Raw genomic sequence first — 10,843 nt, forward strand, 5'->3', positions numbered from 1 at the left:
CTGGCTGGCCTGCGCATATTATTCAGAACTGAGGTCGCGTCCGTTACTGGCGATGACTTTTTTATACCACCAGAAGGATTTTTTGCGCGTGCGCTGCAGGGTGCCGTTGCCCATGTCATCCCGATCAACGTAGACCAGGCCATAACGCTTACTCATCTCACCTGTAGAAGCGGCGACCAGATCGATACAGCCCCAGGTGGTGTAGCCCATCACCGGTATGCCATCGGCGATAGCCTCTGCCATAGCCTCAATATGCTGCTGCAGATAGCTGATGCGGTAGTCATCATGAATTTCACCGGCGGCGGTAAGCTCATCACGTGCGCCGAGGCCATTCTCCACCAGAAACAGCGGCTTCTGATAACGGTCATACATCATATTCATGGTGATGCGCAGGCCCAGCGGATCAATTCCCCAGCCCCAGGCGCTGCGCGCAATGTGCGGGTTGGTCAGCGATTTAACAACGTTGGCGGCGCTGCTGTTCTGCTCATTCATCTCTGCCGAGGCGCAGCGCGAGGCGTAATAGCTGAAGGAGATAAAATCTACCGTGTGACGCAGAATGGCTGCGTCTTCATCCGTTATTTCAAGGGTTACGCCTTTTTCACGGAACAGTCGTGCGCTGTAGGCAGGGTAGGCTCCGCGAGCCTGAACATCAATAAAGAACAGGTTTTCACGATCTTTCTGCAGCGCGGCCCAGACATCCTCTGGCTTGCACGACCATGGATAAAAGTTACCGCCCGCCAGCATACAGCCCACCTGGTTCTGCGGATTAACCTCATGCGCAATCTTTGTCACCAGCGCGCTGGCGACCAGTTCATGATGCGCCGCCTGATACTTCACCTGCTCATGATTCTCGCCGGGTTCAAATACCAGGCCAGCGCCTGAGAAGGGACTGTGCAGCAGGATATTGATTTCATTGAAGGTCAGCCAGTACTTCACCAGGCCATCAAACGCTTCAAAGCAGGTTCGCGCGTACCGCGCAAAGAAATCGATCATTTTACGATTGCGCCATGAGCCATATTCAATGACCAGATGCATTGGCACATCAAAGTGAGAGAGCGTAACCAGCGGCTCAATGCCATATTTTCGGCACTCAGTGAATACTTTATGATAAAAAGCGATCCCGTCCGCATTCGGCGTCAGCTCATCGCCGTCGGGAAAGAGCCGGCTCCAGGCGATAGAGGTACGAAAAACGGTAAAGCCCATCTCTGCCATCAGCGCGATATCTTCTTTATAGCGATGATAAAAATCGATAGCGTCATGGCTGGGATAGAACTCCTCTTCGCGCAGCGTAAACCGCTTCTCCAGCCCCAGCTTAACCGCCATACGGTTAGCGCCGTGCGGGATCATATCCACCGTGGTCAGCCCTTTACCATCGGCCAGGTAACTTCCTTCAGACTGGTTGGCGGCTAAAGCGCCGCCCCATAAAAAACCGGCCGGGAATGGCGTGTCAGACATAAAAAACCTCAATCATTAACGGGTAGGGATGGCGACATTGCCGGTGGCCGGCTGCGGCTTTTCTGCTGGTGTGGTAACAGGAATATCCTCAAAGCCGAGCAGCAGCGTCAGCACAAATGAAACCACCACGGAAAGCACCATAACGCCGCCCACCCAGACAATGCTCATGGGGTTAGCAGGATCAAAAAACTGGACGCTGGTAAACAGGCCCGGTGAGGCCATAGAGTGGCTGGCGAGTCCGCCGATGCCGGCCACCGCGCCGCAGATAAAACCGCTGATCAGACTGGCGATCAGCGGACGGCGCAGCCGCACGGCCACACCGTACAGCGCCGGCTCGGAAATACCGGCGACAATGGCAGAGGCGGCGGCGGCAAAAGCGGTCTGACGCAGCTCCGGGTTTTTGGTTTTAAACGCGACTGCCAGCGACGCGCCGCCAAGCGAGAGGTTGGCACCAATCTCTGACGGCATCACCATGCCCTCTTTGCCGGTTTCAGCGATGGTCTGAATGATAGTAGGGGTAAAAACGCGGTGCATACCGGTCATCACCAGCAGCGGCCAGAGTGCGCCCATAATGGCGACTGAGAGCCAGCCCAGATAGCCGTGAATGGTGTAGACCAGCGCAGAGATGCCGCTGCCGATCCAGATCCCCAGTGGCCCGACAAGCAGAATGGCTACCGGCGCGGCCAGCAGGACGATCAGCATCGGCTTGAGGAAATTTTTCGTCACGGCAGGGGTGATGCGATCAACCCAGCGTTCGATCCAGGAGAGGATCCAGGTCATTACCAGCGCGGGGATCACGGTATAGGTATATTTCACCGCCGTTACCGGAATAAACGCGAACTCCACCGTCTGGCCCTGCGCGGCTTTCGCCATCAGGTCGATAAAATTGGGGTGTACCAGCACTCCGGCAATGGCGATCGCCAGCGACATATTGGTATTGAATTTAAGCGCGGCTGAAGCCGCAACCATCACCGGCAGGAAAAAGAAAGCGCCGTCGCCGATAACGTTGAGAATGATCAGCGTTGAACTGCCTTTCTCCAGCACGCCACCCATCTCCAGCATCATCGCCAGCAGCTTAACCATTGAGCCACCGATGATAGCCGGAATCAGCGGTGACATCGTGCCCACCAGTGCATCAAGAATGCCGGCTCCGATGCGGCGCAGCGTGATTTTCCGCGCCGGCGCGGCTGCGGTGGCAGAAGCGCCGGGCGTGCCGAGCTGCTGCACCGCCTGGTAAGCGAGGTTTACGTCATTGCCAATGATCACCTGACACTGTGTGTCGGTATAGACCACACCCATTACGCCCGGGATCGCTTTTAGCGCGGCATCATTAATCTTTTCGCGTGCGTGCACCACAAAACGCAGTCGCGTCATACAGTGGGTCACCGCCGTAACGTTCTCCAGGCCGCCAAGCGCAGCAACAATGGAGCGGGCGGCGTCTGCATATTTATTCGCCATGATTTCTGTCTCAGTTTTCAGGGTAAGATTGTCCGGCAGCAGGCTGCCTGTTTTTTATTCATGAGAAACCGGTTTCACAAAATCATGAGATGTGCATTATGTTCAGGCAAGAGAATTAAAATTTAATATCTGCAATTGTGACGCAGATCGGATCTCGCCCGGCGGGACAAAAGATAAATTTCTTTGCCTGTCCCGAGACTTAGGTAAACTCAGCGCAGGAGAGCTTAAACAGGCAGATTATGACCACTATCACCGAAGTAGCGAAACGCGCGGGTGTCTCAAAAGCGACAGTGTCACGTGTTCTGTCAGGTAACGGCTATGTCAGCCAGGATACGCGGGAAAAAGTGTATGCGGCCATCGCTGAAACCGGCTTCCGGCCCAATCTGCTGGCGCGCAATCTGGCGACGCGCTCCAGCCAGACAATCGGGCTGGTCATTACCAATACGCTCTATAGCGGCAGCTACTTTACCGAGATGATGCAGCATTCAGCGCGCATGCTTGAACAGCAGGGGCGCCAGCTGCTGCTGGTGGACGGCAAGCACAGCGCGGCAGAAGAGCGGGCCGCCATTGAGTTTTTGCTCGATCTGCGCTGCGATGGCGTCATCATCTATCCGCGCTTTCTTTCCATCGAAGAGATGGACAGCATTATTGCTCAGCACCGGCATCCGATTTTGGTCATCAACCGCCGCCTGCGTCAGCATACCAGCTACTGCATTTTTGCCGATCAACACGCCACCAGCGCGGCAGCCGTTGAGCAGCTTATTCTGCTGGGGCATCGCGAGATTGCGTTTATCACCGGATCGCTTGATTCGCCTACCGGACGCGAGCGTCTGGCGGGCTATCAGACGGCGCTGGCGAAGCATGGCATTGCGTTCGATTCGACACGGGTGGTGGAAGGGCGCTGGCAGGCGGAACAGGGCGTCATGGCTATTGAGCAGCTGCTGACGCAGCACGTCCGCTTCAGCGCGGTGGTGGCAAGTAATGATGAAATGGCGATTGGCGCACTCAGGGCGCTGGCCGTCCGGGGGATTGCCGTGCCGCAGCAGGTGGCGGTGGTGGGATTTGATGATATTCCACTGGCACCCTATACCCTTCCGGCGCTGTCGAGCGTGAAAATGCCGGTGACAGAGATGATCCATGAAACCATCGCCCGTCTGGTCGCCATGCTTGACGGCGGCGATATCAGGCCAGGCGCGCCGCACACCGGCACGCTTATCCGGCGTGAATCCCTGGCTGCAGGTCCCTGGCTATCCCGCGCGACTCAGTGATTAAGCAGCGCCTGACGGAAAGAGAGAATATGTACCCGCGTCGCCGCTTCCGCCTGTTGCACGTCACCCTGCTCCAGCGCCAGGATGATCGCTTCATGCTCGGCGATCACCTCTTCCATATGCCGGACGCTGGAGAGCGTGGTTGCCCAGAAGCGCTGTGCCTGAGCATGAATAATGCTCAGAATGTCGGTCAGACGCCGGTTTCCGGCAATCTCCGCCAGCCCCTGATGAAATTCACGATCCAGCAGCATCATCGTCTCTCGCTCATGCGCCGCGCTGGCGCGCGCGATTTGCTGATTGAGCTGACGCAACGTAGCAATCTGCGCGTCACTGATGCGCGCCGCGGCCAGCCTGACGCATAGCGCTTCATTCACCAGCCTGACCTCAATCAGTTCAAGCGCATCATCAATAGAGAGCGGCGAAACCATCACACCTTTACGGGGAATGATCTGCAGCAGGCCCTCCGTCGCCAGCCGGTGCACCGCCTGATTAACCGGCGTGCGGCCCATCTGCAGATCTTCCATCACCTGCGCCGTGTTCAGATAGTCGCCGGGTTTATAGCGCAGCGTGATCAGGCGATGTTTAAACGCCAGATAGGCGCGCTCATTTAATGAAAGCGTCTTTCCCTCCGCCTGCGGGTTCACATTTTCAGCCATTACATCACTCATTGCGCACATCCTTTTTTGGGTACTGAGACATATTACACAAAAACCTGGCATGAAAATGGCTACTTTGAAATCACAGTGAAATTTCACAATCATTTCAAGTCAGGAGAACCGACCATGCAGCTACGTTTCAACACGCAGGAAAACCCGCCCCTGTCGCTGGACGTCACCATCAACCGGCTGGTCATTGCGGGCTGGGCCGGGCGCGATCGGGAAGCCGTATTGCACCATATCCGTGAGCTGGAGGCGCTGGGCGTGCCCGCTCCTGGTGCAGTACCGCTGTTCTATCGCGCCACGCCAGGGCTGCTGAGCCAGCAGGCGAACGTGGATGTGGTGGGAGAGCAGACGTCAGGGGAAGCTGAGCCGTTTGTCTTTTTTCACAAGGGGGAGTGCTGGGTTTCGCTTATCTCTGACCACACCGATCGCCATCTGGAAACCTTCAGCGTGGCGCTTTCAAAACAGGTATGTGTGAAGCCAGTCGCGCAGCAGGCGTGGCGCATGGCGGAGGTTGCCGCGCACTGGGATCGGCTGGAGCTGCGTGCCTGGATAATGGAAAACGGCGACTGGGTCACCTACCAGTCCGGCACGCTTGATGCACTCCTCTCTCCGCTGGAGCTGATTGCGCGCTTCTCAGGTAAAACGGCTGAAGAGGAGGGATTTGCGATCTCCTGCGGCACATTATCGGCTATTGGCGGTATTCGTCCCGCCGTGGCGTTTCGCATGGCGCTGCACGACCCGGTGCTGAACCGCACGCTGGAACACAGCTATTCGCTGTCCACTCTGCCGGTGATTGCCTGATGGAGACGCGCCTTATGACAACCTTATGGCAGGCAAGCCAGCAGCTGCAGGCGGGCGAAACCACATCGGTGGCGCTGACGGCACAGGCGCTGGCGGCGATTCAGGCGGAGCAGGGCGAGGGCGCGCGCGCGTTTACTCAGGTATGGGCGGAGCAGGCGCAGCAGCTGGCCATCGCTGCCGATGCGCGCCGGGCACGCGGCGCGGCGCGCTCACCACTTGATGGCGTGCCGGTCAGTATTAAAGATTTGTTCGACGTTGCAGGCTCCCCCACGCTCGCCGGATCGCGGCTGCCCGGCCTCCCGCGCGCGACGGCTGACGCCACTATTGTGCAGCGCCTGCTGCAGGCGGGCGCTGTGATCGTGGGCAAAACCACTATGACGGAATTTGCCTTTTCCGGGCTGGGCATTAATCCGCATTACGGCACGCCAGCTAACCCGTGGCGGCGGCAGGAAAAACGCATTCCGGGCGGTTCATCATCCGGTGCGGCGGTCGCGGTTGCGGACGGTATGTCAGCTGGCTCCGCAGGCACGGATACCGGCGGCTCAGTACGTATTCCGGCCGCACTCTGCGGTCTGACCGGCTTTAAGCCCAGCGCCAGCCGTATCGATCAGCAGGGCACGCTGCCGCTGGCACCGTCGCTCGACAGTATCGGCACGATTGCTCATGACGTGCGGAGCTGCTGGCTGCTGGACAGCGTTATCGCCGATGCACCGCTGACGCTCGGGCCGCGCAGTCTGGCTGACGCACATTTTCTTATTCCTCAAACCCGCGTGCTCGACGGTCTGGATGAGGGCGTCAGCGCTGCCTGGCAGCGCGCGCTCAGGATACTGCGCGAGGCGGGTGCGACGCTGACAGAGCAGCCGATGCCTCTGCTGAACGAGCTCGATACCCTCAACGCGCGCGGCGGTATCACCGCGTATGAAGCCTGGCAGTGGCACCAGGCGTGGGTGGAGAGAGCCCCGGCAGAGTACGATCCGCAGGTGCTGCTGCGGATCCGGCGCGGCAGCGCGCTGACGGCGCAGGATGCGGAGCAGCTGTATCAGCTGCGCCGGACGTGGCAGCAGCAGGTCAGCGATTTCCTGTTGCCCTTTGACGCGCTGCTGATGCCCACCGTGCCGCTGATCGCACCCACCATTGCCGAACTGGATGATGAAGAGCGCTACCGCGAAGTCAACCTGCTGATGCTGCGCAACACCTGCGTCATCAACATGCTGGATGGCTGCGCCATTTCACTGCCCTGCCATACGCCCGGCGAGGCACCTGCCGGCCTGATGCTGGCGTCAGTTCACAACCAGGATGCAGCGCTGCTTAGCTGGGCCGCTGCTGCCGAATCTGCCCTGCAACGAGGTTTACATCATGAATAATCCCCACGGTATGCTGTTTGTCGCCACCAGCGTGGCACCCGAAGATGATGCTGATTTTAACCAATGGTATGACCATGAACATGTTGAAGAGCGCGTCGCCATCGAAGGCTTTCTCAGCGGTACGCGTTATCGTGCCGTAGCGGCAGCGCGCCGCTATCTGGGGCTTTATGAAACTGCATCGCTGGAGACTTTTACCAGCGCCGCCTACCACGCCGCCTTTACGCGCCAGACGGAATGGTCAGTCACTAATCTCAACCGGATGATTAATCCGAAGCGAAGGGTTTGCGCAGTGACACACCGGCATGGCCGGGGTCAGGGCGCGCATCTCGCTATTCTGACCCTGCCCGCAGACGCTGAAGGCACGGCGCTGCAGGCGTGGCAGCAGCAGCTGCCGCAGGTGCCGGGCTATATCTCCTCCTGCCTGCTGACGCCGGATGTGTCACTCAGCACGCCGTTGCCGCGCGAAACCGATGCCGATCGTCCGATGCACGCCATGCTGCTACTGCACTGCGCTGATGAAACCGCCTCTGTCACGCTGGCTGATATGGCCGCGCACACTTTCAATGCTGATGCAGAGCGCTACGCGCTGAGCTGGCAGCTTACCCGACAGGAGATCTCCTATGAGTAATAATGACTCTGCACTGTCACAGGTTTCACAGCCTGACGTCACACACTCTGCCGCTACGGGCGCCAGTAAAACCCGGCGGCTGGCAGCCGCCAGCTCTATCGGTACGGCGCTGGAGTGGTACGATTTTACCGTCTACAACATCATGGCGGCGCTGGTGTTTAACCATGTGTTTTTCCCCAGCTTCGATCCGCTGGTCGGCACCATTCTGGCGTTCTCCACGTATGCCGTTGGCTATGTCTCCCGTCCGGTAGGCGGCTTTATCTTTGGGCATCTTGGCGACGTGGCCGGACGCAAAGCGGTGCTGGTCACTACGCTGGTTATCATGGGCGTCACGACCGCGCTGATGGGTATGCTGCCCGGCTACGCCAGCTGGGGGATCTGGAGTCCGGTGCTGCTGGTCGCGCTGCGGTTTATTCAGGGCATAGCGCTGGGCGGGGAATGGGCCGGTGCGGTGCTGCTCTCGATGGAGCATGGTGACGCCAGCAAGCGCGGGCGTAACGCCTCGTTTGCGCAGGTAGGGCCGTCGTGCGGTACGCTGATCGGCACCGGCTTTATTACGCTTGTGACCCTGTCACTGAGCGGCGAGGCGTTTCAGGCATGGGGCTGGCGTATACCCTTTCTGCTCAGCCTGCTGCTGGTGATGTTTGGGCTGTGGCTGCGCCGCGGCGTAGATGAGACACCCACCTTTAAGGCGATGAAACAGGCAGATAAAACCACGCAGGCTCCGCTTAAAGAGGTGTTTACTCATCATCCGCGCGCGCTGCTGATTGCCGGTGGTTCACGCATCGGATCTGACGTGCTGTATGCGCTGGTGGTGGTCTTTACGCTGACCTACGTCACCACGGTGCTGGAGCTGCCGCGTCCGGTAGCGCTGCTGGCGACTATGCTCGGCGCCATCGGCAATGCGATTACGGTGCCGATGTTTGGTGCTTTATCCGATCGGCTGGGGCGTCGCCCGGTCTATATCGCTGGCGCACTGCTGGGCGTGATCTGGAGCTTTGTCTTTTTTGTTCTGCTCGACAGCTCGCAGCCGGTACTGATTGTGCTGGCGGTAATCGTCGGGTTACTGATCCATGCGATTATGTATGGTCCGCAGGCGGCTTTCGTGACCGAACAGTTTCCCGGCCACGTCCGCTACGCCGGCTCTTCGCTCGCCTATACGCTGGCCGGTATCATCGGCGGCGGCTTCGCGCCGCTGATCATCACCTCGCTTTACCGTGAGTCGGGCAACACGCTCTGGGTATCACTTTACGTGTCGCTGGCGCTGCTGATCACGCTGCTTGCCCTGTGGAAAGCGAAAGAGACGGCGCATAAACCGCTATAAATGTCGCTGGCGAGGGACCGCCGCATTTTTCCGCATCGGACTATCTTCCGGCAGCACCATCGCAATCTGCACCAGCGGACCCGGACGTCCGATATAGTAACCCTGTACCGCGTCGCAGGAGAGCGCCTGCAGCTGCGCCATATGTCCGGGAGTTTCCACCCCTTCAGCCGTAACCGACAGTGAATAGGCTTTACCCAGCCCAATCATATTTTCTACTACCTGACGCGCCTGCGGGGATTCACCCAGCGGGAAAATAAACGATTTATCGATCTTGAGGCCATCAAACGGAAACGCGCGCAGATAGCAGAGCGAGGCGTAACCGGTGCCGAAATCGTCAATCAGGAATTTTACGCCGAGCGCTTTAACCGCCTGCATCGTCGCCAGCGTTTTCTCCGGATCGCTCAGCAGCGCGTTTTCCGTCACTTCTATCTCCAGCCGGTGATTGGGCAGGCCGCTGAGCTGCAGCACCTGGGCAATACGTGACGGCAGCGCATCATTCTGGAGTTCCGTCGCTGAGATATTAACTGACACAGAGAGCGCCGGCTCAAACTTAACAATATCGCTGCAGGCGCGCAGCAGCACCCAGTCGCTCAGCGCGCCAATCAGGCCGGTCTCTTCCGCCAGTGGGATGAACTGATCGGGCATCAGCAGACCCAGCCGCGGATGCTGCCAGCGTACCAGCGCCTCAACTGCCGTAACCTGTCCGGCTGCCAGCTCATAGCGCGCCTGGTAAACCAGCGCCAGCTGCTCGCTGTTAATCGCATCGCGCAGCTCATGCTCCAGCTCGCGGCGCTGCACAATCTTCTCTTCCATATCGCGATCGAAAAAGACCCACTGATTGCGTCCGCTGTTTTTCGCCTTATACAGCGCGATATCGGCATAACGCAGCAGATCGCTGGCGTTATCGGCGTCCTGCGGCGCCAGCGCAATGCCGAGACTGGCGCCAATGTGCAGCGTGTTGTCACACACCTCAAACGCATCGTTGATACGTGCTATCAGCTGCTGACACAGCGCGATAATACGATCGCGGCTGTTCATTTCAGGCAGGATCGCCACAAACTCATCGCCCCCCAGGCGTGCCGCCAGTCCGTGACTGCCGAGACAGGCGCGGATACGGTCCGATACCTCATGCAGAACTTTGTCGCCTGCGGTGTGACCGTAGATATCGTTGACCGGCTTAAATTTATCCAGATCGATCATGATAATCGCCAGGCGATGTTGCGGATCGGACGGCAGGCTGAGTTTGCCCGTCAGAAACTCCTGCATCTGCACCCGGTTAGCCAGCCCGGTCAGCTCATCAAAATGGGAGAGGTAGTGCGCCCGCGCCTGCGCCTCATACTCGAGCGTGATATCCGTAGCGCTGCCGCGGAAACCGCTGACGCCCTGGGTCAGCATCACCTCTTTCAGCGTCAGGTTACAGTAGCGCACGTGCCCCTGCGCGGAGCGGTAGCGGCAACCGGTCAGCGTCAACTGACCACCGGATTGCTGAAACAGCGTCAGACGGCTGCGATATTTCGCGTAATCCAGCAGAAAATCCGCCAGCGTACGCTGTATCCACTCCTGACTGCTGAAACCGGTGACGACCGGAAACCGCCCTGAAATCCAGACAAAGCGCAGCTGGCTGTCCATTTCCCAGATCCAGTCCGTAGTGGTTTCGGCGATGTCACGGAAGCGTCGTTCGCTGGCGCTCAGGGCGAGCTGGCTCTGTCCCAGTAGCCAGGCGCTCTCATCATTAAGCTGCGCTTTACGCAGCGCGCTGCGCATCAGCATCAGCGCGGTAAACAGTGAGAGCAGCATAATCAGCACCAGCAGAGGCAGCAATCCGGTCAGCAGCGCGCCGCCAGGATTTGCGCTGCGCCAGACCAGCGCAACGCGCTTGTCAC

General features: G+C 58.8%; 9 protein-coding genes. 5 read left to right on the top strand and 4 right to left on the bottom strand.

The window, feature by feature from the left end; translation table 11 throughout:
• Positions 1 to 18: 18 nt before the first annotated feature.
• On the bottom strand, positions 19 to 1,455 hold the full coding sequence (locus C1Y41_RS15775; protein ID WP_071668364.1) for a 6-phospho-beta-glucosidase: 1,437 nt from the start codon (positions 1,453 to 1,455) through the stop codon (positions 19 to 21).
• A 15-nt stretch (positions 1,456 to 1,470) separates the two neighbouring features.
• Positions 1,471 to 2,913, bottom strand: a complete 1,443-nt coding sequence (ascF, locus tag C1Y41_RS15780; RefSeq protein WP_040113527.1) for a PTS cellobiose/arbutin/salicin transporter subunit IIBC — start codon at positions 2,911 to 2,913, stop codon at positions 1,471 to 1,473.
• Positions 2,914 to 3,152: 239 nt separating this feature from the next.
• Here ascF and C1Y41_RS15785 point away from each other — a divergent pair, with 239 nt between their 5' ends.
• The gene (locus C1Y41_RS15785) at positions 3,153 to 4,181 is read left to right on the top strand and encodes a LacI family DNA-binding transcriptional regulator (protein WP_104085818.1); all 1,029 of its coding nucleotides are present in this window, start codon (positions 3,153 to 3,155) and stop codon (positions 4,179 to 4,181) included.
• On the opposite strand, the gene C1Y41_RS15790 is transcribed toward C1Y41_RS15785, so the two are convergent.
• The gene (locus tag C1Y41_RS15790; protein ID WP_104085819.1) at positions 4,175 to 4,849 is read right to left on the bottom strand and encodes a GntR family transcriptional regulator; all 675 of its coding nucleotides are present in this window, start codon (positions 4,847 to 4,849) and stop codon (positions 4,175 to 4,177) included. The two genes, C1Y41_RS15785 and C1Y41_RS15790, sit on opposite strands and share 7 nt — an antisense overlap.
• A 114-nt stretch (positions 4,850 to 4,963) precedes the next feature.
• Between C1Y41_RS15790 and C1Y41_RS15795 the strand changes: the two genes are divergently transcribed.
• The 4 genes from C1Y41_RS15795 to C1Y41_RS15810 are packed head-to-tail and all read left to right on the top strand — an operon-like array spanning position 4,964 to position 8,960.
• Complete coding sequence (locus C1Y41_RS15795; protein ID WP_104085820.1) at positions 4,964 to 5,644, top strand: DUF2848 domain-containing protein; 681 nt, start codon at positions 4,964 to 4,966, stop codon at positions 5,642 to 5,644.
• 14 nt (positions 5,645 to 5,658) lie between these two features.
• Positions 5,659 to 7,008 carry an amidase gene (locus tag C1Y41_RS15800; protein WP_104085839.1) on the top strand — a complete coding sequence of 450 codons (1,350 nt, stop codon included), beginning with the start codon at positions 5,659 to 5,661 and terminating at the stop codon, positions 7,006 to 7,008.
• Complete coding sequence (locus C1Y41_RS15805) at positions 7,001 to 7,636, top strand: DUF4286 family protein (RefSeq protein ID WP_104085821.1); 636 nt, start codon at positions 7,001 to 7,003, stop codon at positions 7,634 to 7,636. The genes C1Y41_RS15800 and C1Y41_RS15805 overlap by 8 nt, the downstream gene beginning before the upstream one ends.
• Complete coding sequence (locus C1Y41_RS15810) at positions 7,629 to 8,960, top strand: MFS transporter (protein WP_040113522.1); 1,332 nt, start codon at positions 7,629 to 7,631, stop codon at positions 8,958 to 8,960. Before C1Y41_RS15805 ends, C1Y41_RS15810 begins: the two co-directional genes overlap by 8 nt.
• On the opposite strand, the gene C1Y41_RS15815 is transcribed toward C1Y41_RS15810, so the two are convergent.
• Positions 8,955 to 10,843: bifunctional diguanylate cyclase/phosphodiesterase (locus tag C1Y41_RS15815; RefSeq protein ID WP_104085822.1), on the bottom strand; the 1,889-nt coding region annotated here is incomplete at its 5' end. The two genes, C1Y41_RS15810 and C1Y41_RS15815, sit on opposite strands and share 6 nt — an antisense overlap.

The organism is Pantoea sp. ICBG 1758, from assembly GCF_002928325.1.
Classification (GTDB): domain Bacteria; phylum Pseudomonadota; class Gammaproteobacteria; order Enterobacterales; family Enterobacteriaceae; genus Pantoea; species Pantoea eucrina.

Coding starts and splice junctions, on each gene's coding strand:
- C1Y41_RS15775 (WP_071668364.1), bottom strand. CDS start 1,455: ATGTCTGACACGCCATTCCCGGCCGGTTTTTTATGGGGCGGCGCTTTA.
- ascF (WP_040113527.1), bottom strand. CDS start 2,913: ATGGCGAATAAATATGCAGACGCCGCCCGCTCCATTGTTGCTGCGCTT.
- C1Y41_RS15785 (WP_104085818.1), top strand. CDS start 3,153: ATGACCACTATCACCGAAGTAGCGAAACGCGCGGGTGTCTCAAAAGCG.
- C1Y41_RS15790 (WP_104085819.1), bottom strand. CDS start 4,849: ATGAGTGATGTAATGGCTGAAAATGTGAACCCGCAGGCGGAGGGAAAG.
- C1Y41_RS15795 (WP_104085820.1), top strand. CDS start 4,964: ATGCAGCTACGTTTCAACACGCAGGAAAACCCGCCCCTGTCGCTGGAC.
- C1Y41_RS15800 (WP_104085839.1), top strand. CDS start 5,659: ATGACAACCTTATGGCAGGCAAGCCAGCAGCTGCAGGCGGGCGAAACC.
- C1Y41_RS15805 (WP_104085821.1), top strand. CDS start 7,001: ATGAATAATCCCCACGGTATGCTGTTTGTCGCCACCAGCGTGGCACCC.
- C1Y41_RS15810 (WP_040113522.1), top strand. CDS start 7,629: ATGAGTAATAATGACTCTGCACTGTCACAGGTTTCACAGCCTGACGTC.